Annotated in this window: 17 protein-coding genes and 1 pseudogene; 9 read left to right on the top strand and 9 right to left on the bottom strand. The window is 64.7% G+C overall.

The window, feature by feature from the left end; genetic code table 11:
• Positions 1 to 80: 80 nt before the first annotated feature.
• On the top strand, positions 81 to 824 hold the full coding sequence (locus tag FJ419_RS22960) for a 2OG-Fe(II) oxygenase (RefSeq protein WP_140698435.1): 744 nt from the start codon (positions 81 to 83) through the stop codon (positions 822 to 824).
• Between the two features lie 342 nt (positions 825 to 1,166).
• The gene (gene abc-f / locus FJ419_RS22955) at positions 1,167 to 2,789 is read left to right on the top strand and encodes a ribosomal protection-like ABC-F family protein (RefSeq protein ID WP_140698432.1); all 1,623 of its coding nucleotides are present in this window, start codon (positions 1,167 to 1,169) and stop codon (positions 2,787 to 2,789) included.
• A 58-nt stretch (positions 2,790 to 2,847) separates the two neighbouring features.
• Here abc-f and htpG read toward each other — a convergent pair whose 3' ends face one another.
• The 6 genes and pseudogenes from htpG to groES form a co-directional block, all read right to left on the bottom strand.
• Positions 2,848 to 4,740 carry a molecular chaperone HtpG gene (htpG, locus tag FJ419_RS22950; RefSeq protein WP_140698429.1) on the bottom strand — a complete coding sequence of 631 codons (1,893 nt, stop codon included), beginning with the start codon at positions 4,738 to 4,740 and terminating at the stop codon, positions 2,848 to 2,850.
• 60 nt (positions 4,741 to 4,800) lie between these two features.
• A pseudogene (locus FJ419_RS31590) lies at positions 4,801 to 4,992 on the bottom strand (DUF982 domain-containing protein); the annotation flags it as partial.
• A gap of 91 nt (positions 4,993 to 5,083) precedes the next feature.
• Positions 5,084 to 5,482 carry a helix-turn-helix domain-containing protein gene (locus tag FJ419_RS22940; protein WP_140698420.1) on the bottom strand — a complete coding sequence of 133 codons (399 nt, stop codon included), beginning with the start codon at positions 5,480 to 5,482 and terminating at the stop codon, positions 5,084 to 5,086.
• Between the two features lie 61 nt (positions 5,483 to 5,543).
• Positions 5,544 to 5,765 carry a hypothetical protein gene (locus FJ419_RS22935; RefSeq protein WP_140546474.1) on the bottom strand — a complete coding sequence of 74 codons (222 nt, stop codon included), beginning with the start codon at positions 5,763 to 5,765 and terminating at the stop codon, positions 5,544 to 5,546.
• Between the two features lie 66 nt (positions 5,766 to 5,831).
• The gene (groL, locus tag FJ419_RS22930; RefSeq protein ID WP_140698417.1) at positions 5,832 to 7,460 is read right to left on the bottom strand and encodes a chaperonin GroEL; all 1,629 of its coding nucleotides are present in this window, start codon (positions 7,458 to 7,460) and stop codon (positions 5,832 to 5,834) included.
• 60 nt (positions 7,461 to 7,520) lie between these two features.
• The gene (groES, locus tag FJ419_RS22925) at positions 7,521 to 7,835 is read right to left on the bottom strand and encodes a co-chaperone GroES (RefSeq protein ID WP_140698414.1); all 315 of its coding nucleotides are present in this window, start codon (positions 7,833 to 7,835) and stop codon (positions 7,521 to 7,523) included.
• Between the two features lie 331 nt (positions 7,836 to 8,166).
• Between groES and FJ419_RS22920 the strand changes: the two genes are divergently transcribed.
• The 5 genes from FJ419_RS22920 to FJ419_RS22900 all read left to right on the top strand — a co-directional run bounded on the left by FJ419_RS22920 (position 8,167) and on the right by FJ419_RS22900 (position 11,984).
• Positions 8,167 to 8,514 (top strand): hypothetical protein, encoded by a 348-nt coding sequence (locus FJ419_RS22920; protein WP_246679316.1) that lies wholly within the window; start codon positions 8,167 to 8,169, stop codon positions 8,512 to 8,514.
• A 13-nt stretch (positions 8,515 to 8,527) separates the two neighbouring features.
• On the top strand, positions 8,528 to 8,800 hold the full coding sequence (locus tag FJ419_RS22915) for a protein usg (RefSeq protein ID WP_140546471.1): 273 nt from the start codon (positions 8,528 to 8,530) through the stop codon (positions 8,798 to 8,800).
• A gap of 242 nt (positions 8,801 to 9,042) precedes the next feature.
• The gene (locus tag FJ419_RS22910; RefSeq protein WP_140698411.1) at positions 9,043 to 9,519 is read left to right on the top strand and encodes an Hsp20 family protein; all 477 of its coding nucleotides are present in this window, start codon (positions 9,043 to 9,045) and stop codon (positions 9,517 to 9,519) included.
• Positions 9,520 to 9,608: 89 nt separating this feature from the next.
• Positions 9,609 to 10,118 carry an Hsp20/alpha crystallin family protein gene (locus FJ419_RS22905; protein ID WP_140698408.1) on the top strand — a complete coding sequence of 170 codons (510 nt, stop codon included), beginning with the start codon at positions 9,609 to 9,611 and terminating at the stop codon, positions 10,116 to 10,118.
• A gap of 441 nt (positions 10,119 to 10,559) precedes the next feature.
• On the top strand, positions 10,560 to 11,984 hold the full coding sequence (locus tag FJ419_RS22900) for a hypothetical protein (RefSeq protein ID WP_140698405.1): 1,425 nt from the start codon (positions 10,560 to 10,562) through the stop codon (positions 11,982 to 11,984).
• A 92-nt stretch (positions 11,985 to 12,076) separates the two neighbouring features.
• On the opposite strand, the gene FJ419_RS22895 is transcribed toward FJ419_RS22900, so the two are convergent.
• Both FJ419_RS22895 and FJ419_RS22890 read right to left on the bottom strand, forming a co-directional pair.
• Complete coding sequence (locus FJ419_RS22895; protein ID WP_140698402.1) at positions 12,077 to 12,970, bottom strand: hypothetical protein; 894 nt, start codon at positions 12,968 to 12,970, stop codon at positions 12,077 to 12,079.
• Positions 12,971 to 13,060: 90 nt separating this feature from the next.
• Positions 13,061 to 14,719, bottom strand: coding sequence for an acyl-CoA synthetase (locus FJ419_RS22890; protein ID WP_140698399.1), 1,659 nt, complete (start codon positions 14,717 to 14,719; stop codon positions 13,061 to 13,063).
• 257 nt (positions 14,720 to 14,976) lie between these two features.
• Between FJ419_RS22890 and FJ419_RS22885 the strand changes: the two genes are divergently transcribed.
• Together FJ419_RS22885 and FJ419_RS22880 are read left to right on the top strand one after the other, a co-directional pair.
• A complete protein-coding gene (locus FJ419_RS22885) occupies positions 14,977 to 16,080 on the top strand; it encodes a KamA family radical SAM protein (RefSeq protein WP_140698395.1) in 1,104 nt (367 codons plus the stop codon).
• A gap of 386 nt (positions 16,081 to 16,466) precedes the next feature.
• Positions 16,467 to 17,324, top strand: a complete 858-nt coding sequence (locus tag FJ419_RS22880; RefSeq protein ID WP_246679314.1) for a BA14K family protein — start codon at positions 16,467 to 16,469, stop codon at positions 17,322 to 17,324.
• A gap of 107 nt (positions 17,325 to 17,431) precedes the next feature.
• Here FJ419_RS22880 and FJ419_RS22875 read toward each other — a convergent pair whose 3' ends face one another.
• The gene (locus tag FJ419_RS22875) at positions 17,432 to 18,811 is read right to left on the bottom strand and encodes an FAD-binding oxidoreductase (RefSeq protein WP_140698391.1); all 1,380 of its coding nucleotides are present in this window, start codon (positions 18,809 to 18,811) and stop codon (positions 17,432 to 17,434) included.
• Positions 18,812 to 18,984 lie beyond the last annotated feature (173 nt).

Below are 18,984 nucleotides of genomic sequence, written 5' to 3'. Positions count from 1 at the left end.
CCGGCGCCCACCACCGCAGGAATCGGGTGGCCGATGCACATCCTTCGCCCCACTTTGACGGCAAGCAAGGAGGCACACTCATGACCATCCATTCCCTCAACACCAGGCGCGCCGGCCGCTCCGCCGAATCCCGGGTCGCAGCACAAGATTGGCGCGCGCTGGTCTCTGACCTGAACGCCCATGGCTGCGCGGTCATGCCAGGCCTGCTGTCGGCGGAAGAATGCTCCGACATCGCCGCGCTCTACCCGCATGAAGAGCATTTCCGGAGCCATGTCGTGATGGCGCGCCACGGCTTCGGCAAGGGCGAATATCGGTATTTCAAATATCCGCTGCCGGACCTGATCGAGGGCCTGCGCACCACGCTCTATCCGCGACTCGCCACGGTCGCCAATGACTGGAACGAGAAGATGGGTGTTGCCCAGCGCTATCCGGCCGAGCACGCCGCCTTCCTGAAACGCTGCCACGACGAGGGCCAGGTGAAGCCGACGCCGCTTCTGCTGCAATACGGCCCCGGCGACTTCAACTGCCTGCACCAGGACCTCTATGGCGAGCTCGCCTTTCCGCTGCAGGTGGCGATCCTTTTGTCCGAGCCCGGCGAGGATTTCACCGGCGGCGAGTTCGTGCTCACCGAACAGCGCCCGCGCATGCAAAGCCGCGCAGAGGTGGTGCCGCTCAAGCGCGGCGATGCGGTGATCTTCGCCGTGCGCAACCGGCCGGTGCAGGGCACCAAGGGATATTACCGGGTGAATTTGCGACACGGCGTGAGCCGCTTGCGTTCGGGGCAGCGGCATACGGCCGGCATTATCTTCCACGACGCGAGGTAGGGCGGGGCGCGGAAGCTGCTGATCTCCCCCCTTGTGGGGGAGATGTCCGGCAGGACAGAGGGGGCGCTGTCCCGCCAGCCTGTCAACCGTCGGCGTTCTGCTTGGCAGATGGTCGAGTTTCAGACGACCCGCTTCGCGGGCGAAATCCAAAGTCGCGTTCCTTCGCGCCCCCCTCTGGCCTGCCGGCCATCTCCCCCACAAGGGGGAGATTAGCTGTTGCGCCGCCTCAGCCACTTCCCATCGTCTCATCTGCGGCGCTTCTGCCTCTTCCCCTCGTGCCCGCATTCGCGTAATGCCCCGGGCAAATCCCCGCCACTTCAGCGCAGTTTCCCGGACCGCCCCATGATCCGTCTCGAAAATATCGGCAAGCAGAACGGCCGACAGATCGTCTTCATCGAAGCTTCCGCCGCCTTGCAGAAGGGCGAGAAGATCGGGCTTGTCGGCCCGAACGGCGCCGGCAAGACGACCCTGTTCCGCATGATCATGGGTGAGGAGCAGCCGGACGAGGGCCAGGTCTCCGTCGATCGCGGCGTCACCATCGGCTATTTCAGCCAGGATGTCGGCGATATGGGCGGCTTGAGCGCCGTCGCCGAGGTCATGGAGGGCGCCGGGCCGGTCAGCGCGGTCGCCGCCGAGATGCGCGAGCTCGAGCACGCCATGGGCGATCCAGAGCGCGCCGACGACATGGATGAGATCATCGAGCGCTACGGCGAATTGCAGCACCGCTTCGAGGAGCTTGACGGCTATGCGCTCGACGGTCGGGCGCGCGAGGTGCTGGACGGCCTCGGCTTCAGCCAGGAGATGATGGACGGCGACGTCTCAAAACTCTCCGGCGGCTGGAAGATGCGCGTGGCACTCGCCCGCATCCTCCTGATGCGGCCCGACGTCATGCTGCTCGACGAGCCGTCGAACCATCTCGACCTCGAAAGCCTGATCTGGCTGGAGAAATTCCTCAAGGATTATGACGGCGCGCTGCTGATGACCTCGCACGACCGCGAGTTCATGAACCGTATCGTCACCAAGATCATCGAGATCGACGCCGGTGCGCTCACCTCCTATTCCGGCAATTACGAATTCTACCAGGAGCAGCGCGCGCTGGCCGACAAGCAGCTGCAGGCGCAGTTCGAGCGCCAGCAGGCGATGCTGGCCAAGGAGATTGCCTTCATCGAGCGTTTCAAGGCGCGTGCTTCCCATGCGGCCCAGGTGCAGAGCCGGGTGAAGAAGCTCGACAAGATCGACCGTGTCGAACCGCCGAAGCGCCGCCAGACGGTGAATTTCGAATTCCAACCGGCGCCGCGCTGCGGCGAGGACGTGGCGACGCTGAAAGGCATCCACAAGGCCTATGGCAGCCGCAATATCTATTCGGGCCTCAATTTTCAGATCCGCCGCCGCGAGCGCTGGTGCGTGATGGGCGTCAACGGCGCCGGCAAATCGACGCTTCTGAAGCTGGTCGCCGGCGCCTCCGAGCCGGACGAGGGCTCCGTCGCGCGCGGCCCGAGCGTCAAGATGGGCTATTTCGCCCAGCACGCCATGGAACTGCTCGATGGCGAGCGCACCGTCTTCCAGACGCTGGAGGACTCGTTTCCGCAGGCCGGCCAGGCGCCGCTGCGCGCTTTGGCCGGTTGCTTCGGTTTTTCCGGCGACGAGATCGAGAAGAAGTGCCGGGTGCTCTCGGGCGGCGAGAAGGCCCGGCTGGTGATGGCGCTGATGCTGTTCGATCCGCCAAACCTGCTGGTGCTCGACGAGCCGACCAACCACCTCGACATAACCACCAAGCAGATGCTGATCGAGGCGCTGTCGCAATATGAAGGCACGATGCTGTTCGTCTCGCACGACCGCCATTTCCTGGCGGCGCTGTCGAACCGCGTGCTGGAGCTGACGCCCGACGGCATCCACACTTATGGCGGCGGCTACACCGAATATGTCGCCCGCACCGGCCAGGAAGCGCCGGGGCTGAGAGGGTAGGGCGAGACCATACGCAGTGGGCGGCGGCGCATTCCCCCTGTCGGGCGAGCGCCGGCGCTTACCCCCTCGCCAGCCCTCGATCGATCAGCCGCGCAAGCCGCGCCGAGAAGGCCTTGGCGTCGGCCGGCTTGTCGCCGTCGAGCACGCGTGCCTCGTCGTAAAGCAGATGCGCGGCGTCTTCCTTGAATGCTTTCTCGTCGTCGCCGAGCTTTGCCAGCGCCGCCACGCGCTCGTGGCGCGGGTTGATCTCGAGGATCGGCTTGGCCGCCTTGTCGAGCCGGCCGGCGGCGTTGAGCAGGCGCTCGAACTGGCGATCCGGGCCATGCTCGGGCGCTACAAGACAGACGGCGCTTTCCGTCAGCCGGTCGGAGGCTTTCACATCCGACACCTCCTCGCCAAGCGTCGTTTTCACGAAAGCCAGGAAGGCGGCGATATCCGACGACGTCTCCGCGTCGGGCTTCGCCGCATCTTCCGGCAGCGCGATATCGGCGAGCTCTGCCGCGCCCTGCGTCACCGACTTGAACGGCTTGCCGTCGAATTCCGGCGCCATCGTCACCCAGAAGCTGTCGACGGGATCGGTGAGAAGCAGCACCTCGATGCCGCGTGCGCGAAAACCTTCGAGCTGTGGCGAGGCTTCGAGACGGGCGCGATCGTCACCGGCCATGAAGAAGATCGCGTTCTGACCTTCCTTCATCGCTGTGACATAGTCAGCAAGGCTGCGCCAGCCTTCGCCTGAGGTTGTGGAACGGAAGCGGGCAAGCTTCAGCAGCTGCTCGCGTCGCTCGTAGTCCTCATAAAGACCTTCCTTGAGGACGACGCCGAAATTTTCCCAGATTTTGGCGTAGGCTTCGGCATCGTTTTCGGCCGTCTTGGCGAGATCGCCGAGAACGCGGTTGGTCACGCCCTTGCGGATCGCTGCGAGCAACGGGCTCTCCTGGATCATCTCGCGCGAGACATTGAGCGGCAGGTCGGCGGAATCCACCAGGCCGCGCACGAAGCGCAGGTAGCGCGGCAGGAGATCGGCATCGTCCGTAATGAAGACGCGCCGCACATAGAGCTTCATGCGGCCCTTGCGGTCCTGGTCGAACAAGTCGAACGGCCGCGATCCCGGCACGAAGGCGAGCACGCTGTACTCCTGCCGTCCCTCGGCGCGGAAATGGATCGTGGAAGCCGGCTCGTCATACTGGCCGGCGATGCTGCGGTAGAAGTCTGTATATTCCTCCGGCTTGATTTCGCTCTTTTGCCGCACCCAAAGCGCCGTGCCGTCGGCGATGTCGCGCGGTTCGGCGCCGGGCTTTTCGACAAATGTGATCGGCACCGGCACATGCCCGGATTGCGACTTCGCCAAGCCCTCGAGCCGATAGGGCGTGGTGTAGGACGAGGCGTCCTCCATCAGATGCAGCACCACGCGCGTGCCGCGCTTGGGTGCTGCCTCGAGCGGGATCGGCGCGATTTCATAGGTGCCCTTGCCGTCCGACGACCAGCGGAAAGCCTCGTCGCTGCCGGCCTGGCGGCTGATGACGTCGACCCGGTCTGCGACCATGAAGGCAGAGTAAAACCCGACGCCGAACTGGCCGATGAGCTGCGGGTCTTCCGCCGCCTTGCCGGCCTCGACGCGCTCCAGGAAGGCACGCGTGCCGGAGCGCGCGATCGTGCCAAGCGCCTCGGCCATCTCGTCGCGGCTCATGCCGATGCCGTTGTCCTCGACGGAGAGTTCCCTGTTGTCGGGATTGGCGGCAATCGTGATGCGCGGCTTGGCATCGTCGCCCAGCAACTCGGGCCGGCTCACCGCCTCGAAGCGCAGCCTCTCGCAGGCATCCGCCGCATTGGAGATCAGCTCGCGCAGGAAAACGTCCCGGTCCGAATAGACCGAGTGCACCATCATGTGCAGCAGCCGCGAGACGTCCGCCTCGAATGTCCTGGTTTCCGTGGCCTTGGTGTCTGTCGTCATTCAGAATTCCTGCGCTCGTTGCGTCGTCCGCCGCGCCAGCACGCGCCGGGCTTCAAATCTTCAGCCATTGTCGCTTGTGGATGCGCTCCCTGCCAGCGCCGCAGGCGCCAGCGAAACCATGTCCGGCGCCAGGATATCGTGGCGGCGGGCGAAAGCAACAAGGGTTGCCCGCACCGTTTTCGCGTCGATCTCGCCGGCAATGCCGGCTTTGCAGGAATTGAGCGCGATCGCATGCGCGCTGCTCCTGCTCGCGGCCGGCCAATCCTACAGCAGGGCATAGGCTTTCATCACGGTTTCGAGCCGGACCGGCAAACCCATTCCGACAAGAATGGTAACAGGGTCTTCAAAGCGGCCGTGGTTCATGGTCAGAACCCTCATTCAGGTGCATGCTCATGGCGCCCGGACGAAGGCCAGTCGTCCCGGCCAGCACATGTCGGCGCCGGTAGGGCGGTTGCAGGACGACGCCGCGCGGCCGCGGCTGGCCTATGCCGTTGAACGCCTGCACAACCACCGGGCCTGCCGGCGCGTGCATCGCTGAATTCTGCCGGTTAAGGCGCGGCGGGGGCAGTACCTTGTGTGCCTTGGCGAGGGCCTCGATCCAGGCGGCGACCGCCAGTGGCACCGGCGCGCGCCCCTCGAGCCAGCGCGTCACGTCGTTTCTGGGCCAGCCGAGCTCCTCGGCGACGTCGGCAGCTTCCCATCGCAAGATTTTCAGGCATTCGCGCAATCGTCCTGCAATCATGGCAATCCTCGTCCGTTCGCAGTCACAAGGGCCCCGCCCTGGAGGCGGGGGCCGATCTTCGCTAGCCGCCCCCGGATGTTTCGGTGGCCGACACGTGCTGTGCGGCAAGGAACATCAGCGTCGAGGCGACGGTCCGCCGGTTCCATCCGACGGATTCGGCGGTGTCGAGCAAGCCTGCCAGCAGCGGCTTCAATGCGCTTCGACATTCGGCTTCATAAGCGAGGAATTCGCTTGCCGGGCGCGTCGGCGCCGGGATCGAGCCATTGCCGCTCATCATATCCATAAAGGCCTCCATCGTGCGTTTCGAAACGCCCGCTCCCGCTGCCGGAAGCGGGCTCCCGTCGGCGTCTCAGAAGTCCATGCCGGCGCCGGGCGGCATGGCCGGAGCGGCTTCCTTCTTCGGCTTCTCGGCCACCATGGCCTCGGTGGTGACGAGCAGTCCGGCAACCGAGGCCGCATCCTGCAGCGCGGTGCGCACGACCTTGGCGGGATCGATGACGCCCTGTTTATAGAGGTCGCCATATTCGCCGGTCTGGGCGTTCCAGCCATAGGCGAATTCGGTCTTCTCGCGCAGCTTGCCGACGATGATCGAACCTTCCGACCCGCTGTTCTCGGCGATCTGGCGCACTGGAGCCTCGATCGCGCGCCGCACGATGTCGACGCCGTATCTCTGGTCCGGGTTGTCGACGGCGACCGCGTCGAGCGCCTTGGCCACCCTGAGCAGGGCAACGCCGCCGCCGGGCAGGATACCTTCCTCGACCGCGGCGCGCGTGGCATGCAGCGCGTCGTCGACGCGGTCCTTCTTCTCCTTGACCTCGACTTCCGTCGCGCCGCCGACGCGGATCACGGCAACGCCGCCGGCGAGCTTGGCCAGCCGCTCCTGCAGCTTCTCGCGATCATAGTCGGAGGTGGTCTCCTCGATCTGCGCCTTGATTTGCGTGATGCGGCCCTGGATCTCCTCCTTCTTGCCGGCGCCGTCGACGATGGTGGTGTTCTCCTTCTCGATCGCGACCTTCTTGGCGCGGCCGAGCATCTCCAGCGTGACGTTCTCCAGCTTAATGCCGAGATCCTCGCTGATGGCCGTGCCGCCGGTCAGGATGGCGATGTCGTCCAGCATGGCCTTGCGCCGGTCGCCGAAGCCCGGAGCCTTGACGGCGGCGACCTTCAGCCCGCCGCGCAGCTTGTTGACCACCAGCGTGGCCAGAGCCTCGCCCTCGACATCCTCGGCGATGATCAGCAGCGGCTTGCCGGACTGCACCACGGCCTCCAGCACCGGCAGCAGGGCCTGAAGATTGCCGAGCTTCTTCTCGTGGATCAGCACATAGGGCTCTTCGAGCTCGACGCGCATCTTGTCCTGGTTGGTGATGAAATAGGGTGAGAGATAGCCGCGGTCGAACTGCATGCCTTCCACGACTTCCAGCTCGGTCTCGGCGGTCTTGGCCTCCTCGACCGTGATGACGCCTTCGTTGCCGACTTTTTCCATGGCCTCGGCCAGGAAGCGACCGATCTCGGCATCGCCATTGGCCGAGATGGTGCCGACCTGTGCGATCTCGTCGTTGCTGGTGATCTTGCGGGCGTTGACCTTGAGTTCGGCGACGACGGCATCCACCGCCTTGTCGATACCGCGCTTGAGATCCATCGGGTTCATGCCTGACGCAACGGCCTTGGCCCCTTCGCGAACGATCGCCTGGGCAAGCACGGTGGCCGTGGTGGTGCCGTCGCCGGCGAGGTCGCTGGTCTTCGAAGCGACTTCGCGAACCATCTGGGCGCCCATGTTCTCGAACTTGTCCTCAAGCTCGATCTCCTTGGCGACGGTGACGCCGTCCTTGGTGATGCGCGGCGCGCCGAACGACTTGTCGATGACGACGTTGCGGCCCTTCGGACCGAGCGTCACCTTCACCGCGTCGGCGAGGATATTGACGCCCCGCAGCATGCGCTCGCGGGCGTCGGAATGGAATTTGACTTCCTTGGCAGCCATTGGATCACTCCTTGTTTAGGCAGCTTTCATTGACTGGGTTCGGTTCGATCGAAGCCCCGGTCAGGCGGCCTTCTTCAGCGTCTCGGCCTGCTCGATCACACCCATCACGTCGCTTTCCTTCATGATGAGCAGGTCCTCGCCGTTGAGCTTGATCTCGGTGCCGGACCACTTGCCGAACAGGATGCGGTCGCCGACCTTCACGTCGAGGGGCGCGAGCTTGCCGCTATCGTCGCGGGCGCCTGGCCCGACCGCGATGACTTCGCCTTCCTGCGGCTTTTCCTTGACCGTGTCGGGGATGATGATGCCGCCGGCCGTCTTCTCTTCGGCCTCGATGCGGCGCACGAGCACGCGGTCATGCAATGGACGGAACGTCATATCGTTCTCCTTCAGGACAAACAGATTGCGAACGGTTCCTCCGCTCCGGACCGGCAGGACCGGAGCGGGGCTCGCGCGACCCTTTCGGGCATCGCGCGCATGTCGAGCTAATTTTGCCTTCTTCTACTTTCAAGGGGGTACCGCAAATTTTTTGGCACTCTCGACCGTTGAGTGCTAGCGGGCTGAAAACATGCGGTAAATTGGACCGCTGCGATAACGGAGAGGCTTGAATTCGCGATTGAGTTGAACAAGATTATCGGCGCCCGGCAGCGCCGGGACCGCTGAGAAATTGGAACCCGAAGCAAGGAGTTTTTGGAGACGGAGGACAGAAATGGACCGACAGACGCTTTCGCCGATCATTCCTTCCCTAGCTCCCGAACTATCAGACCTTTCGCTCGACCGGCTGCTGTCGCCGGCCAGCCATTTTCAGCACCCGCGGGATGTGCTGGAGGACGGCTCGCTCGACATATGGGAAAAGCGGGCGATCCTTTCGAGCTGGGCCTCGGACGCCTGCGCCGTGGAATCGATGCCGGCGCTGCGCCAGCGGCCGGGCACCGAGCGGCCGGTCTCCTTCGACGACATCATGGATGCGCTGCGCCGGCTTGATGCGCTGGCGCCGCCGCCCAGCGGCCCTGCCGATGATGACCACCGGCAGCTGGTCGACCGGCTGAGCGCGTGAGGGCCCGAAGGCGATGGCGGTCAGCAGGGAATTCCGCTTGCAGATGAATGGCTATGGCTTGACCACTGCCGAGATCCATTATCATCTGCCCGACCATCCCAGCCTGCTCCAGCTTTACGTCTGGCAGGACTATGATCTTGCCCCGGATTTCCCGGCGCTGAGGGGCTTTCTGGGCTTTTGGGAGCGCGAGCTGGCTGGCGCCTTGCATTCTGTCCGTGTCGCCCACCATCGGCTCATCAGGGCATCGGAATGGCGGGCCGTCGACGGGATCATCGCGATCCATTGAAGATCAGCTCCCCGAGGCGGTCGTGGTTGTGCGGCCGCCTTTAATTCACGATTTGCCTGCCTGCATGCAGACGAAGGGGCTGACTTTCACGATCTTGAAGGCGGCTTCGGAGCGGGACCTTGACGTGCCCGTGTTGAATTCCCAGATCGATTACGCCGGTGCTTGAGAGAGACCGGCAAGGTCAAGGGGCGCCGCTTCCTTGGTGCCCCTCGTATCTATGTTGCTCAATGGAGGATGTAGCTATGAGAACCACGTTTGACTTCAGTCCCCTGTTCCGGTCGAGCATCGGCTTCGATCGAATGCTGAACGCGCTCGAGACGGCGAGCCGGATCGAGACCGTCGATAATTGGCCACCCTACGACATCGCCAAGACCGCGGAAGACGACTACCGCATCAACATGGCGGTGGCTGGGTTCTCGCAGGACGAACTGGCCATTACCCAGGAGCAGAACATGCTCATGGTCTCAGGCCAGAAAGCCGGCGAGGACAAGGGCGAGTACCTGCATCGTGGCATCGCCGGCCGTGCATTCCAGCGCCGCTTCGAGCTTGCCGACCACGTCAAGGTCGTTGGCGCCAGCTTGGTCAATGGGCTGCTGACGATCGATCTGAAACGCGAAATTCCAGAAGAGATGAAACCGCGGCGGATCGAGATCGCAGCCGACAAGGCAACGCTCAAAGGCACGACAAAGAAGATCGAAGCCGAGAAGCACGCCGCCTGAGGGCTGCTTGTGAGCGCATCCGCGCTATGCGCCGGGCACTGCCCGGCGCGTAGGAGCTTTTCGAGCCGATGAACAGAAAGGAGCAAACCATGAGTGTCCGTGATCTGATCCCCTGGGGCCGGAGCAACGGCAACCAGCTTCCAAGCATATTCCGCGACGGTGAGCGCGATCCGTTCCTGTCGCTGCATCGCGAGGTGAACCGCCTGTTTGACGACGTTTTCCGCGGCTTCGACAGCCGGTTGCCGTCTTTTGGCGGGGTCTCCGCCCTCGGCGCCGGTTGGCCGAGCGTCGAGATCTCCAACGGCGAGAAGGAGATCAAGGTGATGGCCGAGGTGCCAGGCCTCGAACAGAAAGACATCGAGGTCCTGCTCGACGACGGCGTGCTGACGCTGAGAGGCGAGAAGCGGTCCGAGACGGAGGACAAGGATAGGCAGTTCTCCGAGCGCTATTACGGCCGCTTCGAGCGCCGCATCCCGGTCGGCTACGAGGTCAAGGAAGACGAGGTGGATGCCCGCTTCAAGAACGGCGTGCTGACTGTCACCTTGCCGAAGAGCGAGAAGGCGCAGTCGCAGGTCAAGCGCATCGACATCAAGAGTTGATGCATCGACGCGGGAGGTCGGCCGATCCGCCTCCCGCGTCGACTCCCATAGAGCACGGCAACCGGATGCTCGCGCAAGCAACTCCACTCGATCGATCATGGGCGGCCGAGGAAGAGAAAATTTATACGGCGGGAGCTTCTTTTTTCCGTCCAGAAGTCTTCGCATCGCTCATGTGAATGATGACAAGCAGCTCGCTGTCTTTCCCTTCTGCTGCGCATGCTTTCAGCACCTACCCGGAGAGAAAACTAACATATGTTAGGAACGGAAGAGGGGCTCACCTAGCGCGGATCCGCATCAGATTGGGACCGGCGATAACCTTAATTTTGGTTTCCTTTGCACAGGCTTCCCGAACGGAAGGTAACGCGATAGATTAGTAATTCGTTAAGTACGCCCGGGGGCGAGCGTAAAAGATGTGTCGTCGAGCGTAAGGGATGTGCCGTGATGAATTTCAAGTCTCTGATCAAGCGGGCCGAGGACGTCGATAAGGAATTTCAGGAACTCCAATCGGATCTGGCGGAGGCGTTCGAGGACGTTCTCAAAGATGACGAACAGCCGCCGTCGGAAGACGACGCCGTCGCCGGCCGGGAACTGGTGGCAAGCGACGAGAATCCGCCGGCCGAGGAGCCGTCCGACGCAACGGCATCGCGGCTGACACCGCATACCCAGACGCGGCTGGCCGCCCTAGAGGCCGTCACCGGGCTTTTCCGGGACGGGCAGGGTCATCTGCAGGAGATCGAGGCAAAGCTGGCGGAGATCGCCACTGCGCATCATATGACGCGCGAAGTCCTCAACGTCTTCCATCGCGACGTGTTGCGCTCCAACGAGCTGGAGCTGGCAAACCTCGCTCTCACCGCCGAACACAAGACATTGTCGGAACAATTGCTCGACGCCGCCCGCCGGCAGCGCGAACGCGACGGCGCGGCCGAAGCGTGGCAGCAGCGCGAGGCGAGCCTCGTCCAGGACCGGGAGCAGCTGCGCTCGGCGCTTGCGGCGGTGCGCCTGGAGCTGGTGGAGATGGGCAATGAGACCGCCAGGCGCGAGACGGAGTTCGGCGAGATCGTCAAAGCCCTGACCGCCAAGACCGTCGAAGTCGACAGGCGCGGCGCCGAGAACAAGCTGCTGCGCGAAAAGCAGGTCGGCCTTTCTGTCGATCTGGAGCAGGCGCAAAAGCGCGAGGCGGAGGCCCGGCACAAGTTCGACGAGTTCGCGGCAACGCACGCCAGCGAAACCGCCCACATCGCCGAGCTGATGGCTCAAATCGGCAACCACGAAAAGGAAGAAACCCGGCTGCAGAAAGCCCTCGAGGCAGCGCAGGCCAGGCTTGCCGAAACAACCGAGGCGGCGCGGATCGCCGAGAGCGACAGCACCGCCGAATTGGCACGCAGCCACGCGGAAATGCGCGGTTTGCGTGCCGAGATCCAGGACCTGCAGTCGCGTCTGGACAAGGTCTCGACCGACAATGGCGAAGCCACGGCCGAGATCACCAGGCTAAAAGCGCAGCTGAACGACGCCGTCACCGAACGCCAGATTGCCGAGAAAAGGCTCGCCGTTCTCAAGGACGAGAGCGAAGCCGACAAGAAGAACCTGTCCGAGGTCAGCACCAATTTCTCACGGCTTTCGCTGCAGCAGGCGTCGGAGCAGATCCAGCTCGATATCCAGAAGCAGGAATGCGAGGATTTGCACGCCGAAGTCGAAGCGCTCAACGCCCGCATCCGGGAATTGCTGCCTTACGAGCGCCTGCATCGGGTGACCGACGCAAGGTCGCGCAAGGATGCCGCGCCTCAAACCAACGGGATCATCGCGGAAGCGGCGCGCCCCGTCGCGCGGCGCGTTTCTCGGCGCAACATGCGGGCGAACGGAGGCTGAGGATTTCGAGCGGCTCGGCTTCGACAGCGCCGGCCCGCTCTTATCTCCGTGTTTTGAAGCCGTTCCACTTCGAGAGCCGCTGCCCTGGCGGACTATTTCCCAGCCATGTCGTCGGCAAGGTCCTGCGCCTGCTTGAGCAGCGCCGGGAAGGACGGGTCGCCAGGCAGGCGCTGGGCCATGCACGCGCGGTAGTCGGCGTCGCCTTTTTCCCAGGCGGCGTTGGCGGGATCGGAGGCCTGCTGATCGTCCTGGTCCGAACCCTGGTCGGCCTGCTGGGCTTTCTGCGCGGCGGCGTCGGCGGCTGCCCAGATTGAATCGCAGGCCGCGATCTTCGGCACAGCAGGCGAGGCGGGTGCCTCGGCAATCAGCACGCGGTCGCCTTTGACGACCGCCACGACGACGTGCTGATCGTAGATCGGTCCGACATCCTGGGTCCAGCCGCCGAGCCGCGCGACCACCGCATCGGCGCCGTCGGGCTTTTTCAGCGAAAAGTCGAGCGTGCCCGAGAATGCCGCGTCGCTGCCGATGGCCTGGGTGTAAAAACTGTCGAGTTTCAACGCCGCGCCGATGTCGGCGGGCAGCTTGAAATCCGCTTCCGCTTCGGACGATTTGGACTTGAGCCAGCGCTCGGTCAGCCCGCGCGTCGAGGCGACAATGCTTGGGCCGTCGTCGCTCTGCGCATATCGCAGCCCGTCCAGCATGCCGTAGCCGATATCGGAGGCGTTGAGGCTTTGAACATTGATGGTGCCGGTCGCCGGGAAATCCTTGACGGAAAGCGGCCCGAGAATGGCGGCGAGGCGCTGCTGGAGGTCGGCCAGCGCCTTCTCGTTCTGGGCATCGATGGTTTCGATCGCCGTATTGGCGCTCTCCTGCGCGGTGATATCGGCGATCGCCTTGTCGCGCGCGGCGATATAATCGTCTTCCGGCGAGGCGGCATGTGCCGCGCTGCCCGCCAGCGCAATGAGAAGCGTCAAGACCAACCGCATGCTGCAACCCCAATTAGCGATCAAAGCCCTTGCGACCCATCGCCCGACTTGGCGGCTTTTGCGTGGCGGAAATCATGGAGAGCCAAATCTTTATTCCGCCTTGCGCTTCTCCACCTCGGCCTTCCTCAGCAAGAACCGCTGGATCTTGCCGCTCGGTGTCTTCGGAAGTTCGCTGACGAACTCGACCTCGCGCGGATAGGAATGCGCCGACAGCCGCTGCTTCACATGCTGGGCGAGTTCCTCGGCCAGTGCTTCGCTGCCCTTGAAGGCGGGCGCCAGCACTACGAACGCCTTGACGATCTCCGTGCGCTGCGGATCGGGCACGCCGACGACGGCCGCCTCGTTGACCGCCGGATGCTCGATCAGCGCGCTTTCGACATCGAACGGTCCGATGCGGTAGCCGGACGAGGTGATGACATCGTCGGCCCGCCCGATGAAGGAGACGGAGCCGTCCGGCTCATATTCCACCGTGTCGCCGGTGCGGTAGTAGCCGCCCGCGATCGCCGGCGTTTCCGCCTGGTGGTAGCCGTCGAACCAGCGCAGCGGCGAGTTGGCGATATCGACCGCGAGCACGCCGGGTTGGTTGGGGCCGAGTTCGTTGCCTGCCTCGTCCAGCACTACCATGCGGTAGCCGGGCATGGCAAAGCCGGCCGAGCCGGCGCGGACCGTATGCGCCAGACCATGATGGTTGTTGACCATCATGCCGTTCTCGGTCTGGCCGTAATGATCGTGGATCGGCGCTGCAAGATGCGCGTCGAACCAGCGGATCACCTCCGGATTGAGCGGCTCGCCGGCGCTGCTCACCACGCGCAGCCTGCCCTTGACGCGGGCCGCGGCCTCGGGCCCCTCCGCCATTAGCAGGCGATAGGCTGTCGGCGAGCCGGCCAGGCTGGTGACGCCCAGACGCTCGATGATGTCGTAAGTCGATTTGGCGTTGAAAGCGCCTTCGTAGAAGGTGGTGGCGATGCCGAGCTGCAAAGGTCCGGTGATGGCGTAGTAGAGCCCATAGGCCCAGCCGGGATCGGCGATGTTCCAGAAGATGTCGTCGGGCCGAAGCCCGATCGCGTCGCGCATATAGGCGCCGAAGGCAAGCAGCGCGTTGAGCGGCACCGGCACCCCCTTCGGGTGCCCGGTCGTGCCGGAGGTCGACATCATCATGAACAGGTCGGTGCCCTTGCGCATGACCGGCTCGCTATCGGAGGAGGCAGCCGCGAGCGCCGCGCGGAAATCGACGTCGCCTGCTGCAATTGCATCGCCGGGGCCAATAATTGTGGCGATGCGCGGGTGGTTTTCCACCTCGTCGAGCTTGGCGCGGTTTGCGGGGTTGGTCACCACCAGCTTCGCCTTGCTGTAGCTCAGGCGATGGTCGATAGCCTTCGGCCCGAAAGCGGTGAACAGCGGCTGGTAGACCGCGCCGACCCGCCATGTGCCGAGGATCAGCGCCACCAGTTCAGCGATGCGCGGCAGCATGCCGGCGACGACGTCGCCGGGGCCGATGCCGAGACTTTTGAGCAAGGTGCCGACGCGGCCCGCCATGTCGGCCAGATCGTCGAAGGAGTATTCGCGCAATTCACCGGCAGCCGAGATCGCGCGCAGCGCCAACCGGTTGTCGCCGGTATAGCGGCCGCAGCATTCGACATAGGCGTTGATGCCGGTCGCCGGATCGCCGTGAAGGCGCGCGATCTCGTCCTCGATGCGGAATTGCGCAACGGCATCCTCATAGCGCGGCAGCGCCTGCGTCTTGGTCATGACAATCCTCCCTCGCCGGCAGATCATCTCCCCATGATCGCCGTTGGCAGGAGATTGCCTGAAAAGACGGCGCTGGTCGATTGCCGCGAAAGTCGAGAGTGACTCAGGCGACGACGGTTGCGCGAAGGAACGCAAGCTTCGCCGCTCAACGCCTTTCCAGCCATTCGAGCGGTGAGGGTGCTCCAAATTCCCAACGCGGTATGCGGTTGACCGCATCGACCATCCGGCCGATAGGGACGGCGAACCAGAGAACCGCAATGACCACCGATCTCAAACAACCGGCCGCCCCCGACGCCGCCTGGCAAGCCGAAGTCCGTGCCGGCGTGCGCCATGTCCGCGACCTCGCTTCCCTGCCGCTTTCGGCCGCCGAGCGCGCCGTCATGCAAGAAGCCGCGGCGGCGCACAAGGTACGCGTGCCCAAACCCTATCTCGACCTGATCGACTGGAGCGACCCCAACGATCCGATCCGCGCCCAGGTGATCCCGTCGCCGGGCGAGCTCGTCGCCACCGAAGGCGAGCTCGACGACCCGATCGGCGATCATGCCTTCGGCCCGGTGCCGCGCCTGACGCACCGCCATGCCGACCGCGTGCTTTTGTTCCCGACCTATCAATGCGCAGTCTATTGCCGCTTCTGCTTCCGTAAGGAATCGCTGACCTCGATCGGCCGCGGCTACACAAGCGAAGCGCTGGAGCCGGCGCTGGCCTACATAGCCGGGCACCCGGAAATCCGCGAGGTGATCCTGACCGGTGGCGATCCGCTGTCGCTGCCGGACAAGGCGCTGGCCGAGATCCGCGCCCGGCTGGAGGCGATCCCCCATCTCAGGTTGTTGCGCATCCACACCCGCGTGCCGGTGGTGCTGCCGTCGCGCGTCACGCCCGGTATGATCGAGGCGCTGCAGGGCCGGCTGATGGTGACGGTGGTCACGCACTTCAACCATCCGCGCGAGCTCACCGCCGAAGCCGAGGCGGCCTGCCGCACGATGCGCTTGGCGGGTTTCGTGCTGCTCAACCAGAGCGTTCTCCTCAAAGGCGTCAACGACACGGTCGAGGTGCTGGAGGAGCTCTGCCTCGAGCTGATGTACCGTCTCGGCGTAAAACCCTATTACCTGCATCACGGCGACCTCGCGCGCGGCATGACGCACCGCCGCACGACGATTGCCAAAGGCCAGGCGCTGGTCGCGGAGTTGCGCCGGCGGCTCTCCGGCATCTGTAACCCGACCTACGTCATCGACCTGCCCGACGGCGGCGGCAAGGTGCCGCTGGCAGCGAGCCATATCGAAGGGCGGGACGGCCAGACTTGGCGCATTCGCGGCCAGGACGGGAAGGCGAGGAGCTACAGCGAGGTGGTGGCGGACTGCTGAGCGCCCGCAGGTCGCTTAAGCGCGGCCCGGCCGCCTCGTTGGGGCATTCTGCCGGGTCTGACAGGCCGGAAGTGGCCGCTGCGACAACATCGGTCCGAGGCTTGGGACTGCCAAGTGAACGACCTGCGTTTATTCCTCTGTTTGCACGATGCGGCGTCTTGCCAAAGGGGCGACACTGTCATCGATCCTCTTGGATCATCGTAAAGTCCTTAGCTGCCTAGTCCCCAGCTGGGTTCACCTAGCGATCCTCTCGAAGCCTCGCGTGCTCCTCCCCGGAGCACGCGGGGCCCGTCGTTTGTTACCACCGGGTCGCAACATCGCCCTCTTACTGTGGGAACCGGATTCCACGCTCCGCATTCTATCAGCGGGGACTAAAGGAGTGCGGCATGAAGGCTTTATTGGGTATCGTCGGCGGCTTCGTGCTGACCCTTGCCGTGTTCGCCAGCGGGCTCGCCTTCGCCACCTGGCTGCTCGCCGCCAAGCCGGTGCGCCAGCTGACGCCTGCGATCGGCGTTTCCGAGCTCTGGACGAAGGACGCTCAGCCGGTCGATCCGCAAAAGCAGAATCTGCAGCGCATTCCCGCCCAGCAGGCTGCCGTCGCGCCCGCCCCAGGGGGCGAGCCGGCCAAGACCGACAGCGCAGTGCAGACGGCGACGCTCGCGGCGCCGACAGCACCCGCGCAGCCGCAGCAGTTGCAGCCCGCGACCGCTCAGCCGAACCAGCCCGCAGCCGAGCCTGACGCGACCCAGCCTTCCCAGCCGGCTCCGGCCGATCAGCAGGCCGAGCAGCAATTGCCCGTGGCTCATCTGCAATGGTGCTCGGCCCGCTATCGCAGCTATCGTCCGGCAGAGAACAGCTACCGCTCCTACAGCGGCGAGCTGCGCCCCTGCATCTCACCCTATTACGACCCGATGGGCGACCGCACCGCCTCGACCGGCTCAAACGATCGGCAAGGCCGGGATGGCCAAGCCGTCGGGAACGATCGGCAAACCGCCGCGGCCGATGATCAGACGAGCGATGACCAGGCCGAGATGGAAGGCTACGCCCCGTCGGGCGACGGCTACGCCACCACCTATGGCGGCCCGCCGGAAGAGATCTCGCCCGAGGTCGGGGCCGTGCGGGCACAGGGCCGGCAGATCTCGGCCGCCCACGTGGACGATTGCTTCAGCCGCTACCGCTCCTACGATCCGCAGGACAACACCTACCAGCCCTTCGACGGCGGCCCGCGCCGCCAGTGCGAGTAGTGTTTCTGGCCCGCGACAGCGGCGGGAAGAAGTGATCGCGAAGCGGCCGGAGAGGGGGCTGCGACACAGGCAGGTTCGCTTCAGCCTCTCGCGCTCCCCCGCCAAGCTCAGCCCACGACCTTCCCCGGATTCATCACATTGCCCGGATCGATCAACTCTTTGATTGCCTTCGCCAAATCCCGCTTCACCGGATCAGCATGCCGCTCATAGGCCTCGCGTTTCTCCAGCCCCACCCCATGCTCAGCCGAGAACGAACCGCCGGCCTCGCGCAGCCCCTCATAGAGCACGTCCTCGATCGCCTCATGCCGCTCATGTGGAACCGGCCCTTCGCAATTGATGGAGATGTGCAGATTGCCGTCGGCGAGATGGCCGTAGACATAGGGCGCATATGAGGCGTCGAGTTTCTTCAGCCCCGCCTCGATGCGCGCCACATACGCGTCCAGCGCGCCGGCCGGCACGGAGACGTCGAACGAGGGCGCCATAGGGTGCGCGCGCTCGATCTCAACGGTCTCCTCGCGCAGCCGCCACATCGCTGCGGCTTGGGCCTCGGAGCTCGCGACCAGCCCGTCGACGATGCCGACCTCTTCCCAGATCGCCGCCAGCCCGTCCTCGAGCGCGCTTCTCGCCGCCTCGATCGAGTCGGCGCCGAGCCCAAGCACCAGCAAGCAAGGCGCATCGAGCGGCAATTGCCCGGGCGCATAGTTCAGCGCTCGTTGCATAAGTGAAGCAAAATTACGCCACAGGATCTCCGCGGCGCTGAGGCGTGCGCTGGTGGAGGCCAGGAAATGCCGCACGATGCGCTGGGCGCTGGCCGCATTCGGCACTCCGACAAGCGCGGTGGCACTCGCCCCGGCCACCGGGTCGAGCCGCAGCGCCACGCGGGTGACGATGCCGAGCGTGCCTTCCGCGCCGATGAAGAGATGCTTCAGATCAGAGCCTGCGCTGGTTTTCAGCACCCGGGTGAGATCGCAAAACAACCGCCCGTCCGGCAGCACGGCCTCCAAGCCGAGCACGCGGTGGCGCATTGTGCCGTTGCGAAACGCCATGATGCCGCCGGCGTTGGTGGAAACCATGCCGCCGATAGTGGCGCTGCCGCGCGCGGCAAGGTCGATGCCCGGGTCTAGCCCATGCTGGGCTGCCGCCTCCTGCAGCGCGCCCAGCGTCACGCCCGCCTGCACGATCGCCACGCGCGTGAACGGATCGATGTCCTCTATTCTGTTAAGCCCGCCAAGGTCGCAGATCACCTGCCCTTGGGAAGTCGCCGCCCCGCCCGCCAGCCCGGTGCGCCCGCCCTGCGCGACAAGGCTGATGCCACGCTCCGAACAGAATTTCACCAGCGCCGCGACCTCTTCGACATCGCGCGGACGCACCAGAGCCGAGGCGCCGAAATTGCGGGTGTCGAACCCGGGATCGCGCGAGGCGAGCTCGGCGGCGTCCCAGATGGTGGCGGTGGGGAGGGCGGCGCGGAGAGAGGGGAGGAGGGCCATGAAATGGATCCGGCGTCGGACGTGAAGCTCGTCCTATAGAGGAACCGCAGCCCGGGAGTCACGCTGGCACGCCCATCGACTCCCCCGGGCCCACAACCATGCCGGCTCGGTTCAGGAACATTCCACGTTTGGCGGAGTTGACGGAACGGCCCGCTCGTTTGAGGCCACACCGG

This window comes from Mesorhizobium sp. B2-6-2 (assembly GCF_006440615.1).
GTDB lineage: Bacteria > Pseudomonadota > Alphaproteobacteria > Rhizobiales > Rhizobiaceae > Mesorhizobium.
This window is presented reverse-complemented; position numbering and strand designations above follow the sequence as displayed.

Bases quoted from the DNA above. Each gene is read 5' to 3' on its own strand.
- FJ419_RS22960 (WP_140698435.1), top strand. From the start codon at position 81: ATGACCATCCATTCCCTCAACACCAGGCGCGCCGGCCGCTCCGCCGAA.
- abc-f (WP_140698432.1), top strand. From the start codon at position 1,167: ATGATCCGTCTCGAAAATATCGGCAAGCAGAACGGCCGACAGATCGTC.
- htpG (WP_140698429.1), bottom strand. From the start codon at position 4,740: ATGACGACAGACACCAAGGCCACGGAAACCAGGACATTCGAGGCGGAC.
- FJ419_RS22940 (WP_140698420.1), bottom strand. From the start codon at position 5,482: ATGATTGCAGGACGATTGCGCGAATGCCTGAAAATCTTGCGATGGGAA.
- FJ419_RS22935 (WP_140546474.1), bottom strand. From the start codon at position 5,765: ATGGATATGATGAGCGGCAATGGCTCGATCCCGGCGCCGACGCGCCCG.
- groL (WP_140698417.1), bottom strand. From the start codon at position 7,460: ATGGCTGCCAAGGAAGTCAAATTCCATTCCGACGCCCGCGAGCGCATG.
- groES (WP_140698414.1), bottom strand. From the start codon at position 7,835: ATGACGTTCCGTCCATTGCATGACCGCGTGCTCGTGCGCCGCATCGAG.
- FJ419_RS22920 (WP_246679316.1), top strand. From the start codon at position 8,167: ATGGACCGACAGACGCTTTCGCCGATCATTCCTTCCCTAGCTCCCGAA.
- FJ419_RS22915 (WP_140546471.1), top strand. From the start codon at position 8,528: ATGGCGGTCAGCAGGGAATTCCGCTTGCAGATGAATGGCTATGGCTTG.
- FJ419_RS22910 (WP_140698411.1), top strand. From the start codon at position 9,043: ATGAGAACCACGTTTGACTTCAGTCCCCTGTTCCGGTCGAGCATCGGC.
- FJ419_RS22905 (WP_140698408.1), top strand. From the start codon at position 9,609: ATGAGTGTCCGTGATCTGATCCCCTGGGGCCGGAGCAACGGCAACCAG.
- FJ419_RS22900 (WP_140698405.1), top strand. From the start codon at position 10,560: ATGAATTTCAAGTCTCTGATCAAGCGGGCCGAGGACGTCGATAAGGAA.
- FJ419_RS22895 (WP_140698402.1), bottom strand. From the start codon at position 12,970: ATGCGGTTGGTCTTGACGCTTCTCATTGCGCTGGCGGGCAGCGCGGCA.
- FJ419_RS22890 (WP_140698399.1), bottom strand. From the start codon at position 14,719: ATGACCAAGACGCAGGCGCTGCCGCGCTATGAGGATGCCGTTGCGCAA.
- FJ419_RS22885 (WP_140698395.1), top strand. From the start codon at position 14,977: ATGACCACCGATCTCAAACAACCGGCCGCCCCCGACGCCGCCTGGCAA.
- FJ419_RS22880 (WP_246679314.1), top strand. From the start codon at position 16,467: ATGAAGGCTTTATTGGGTATCGTCGGCGGCTTCGTGCTGACCCTTGCC.
- FJ419_RS22875 (WP_140698391.1), bottom strand. From the start codon at position 18,811: ATGGCCCTCCTCCCCTCTCTCCGCGCCGCCCTCCCCACCGCCACCATC.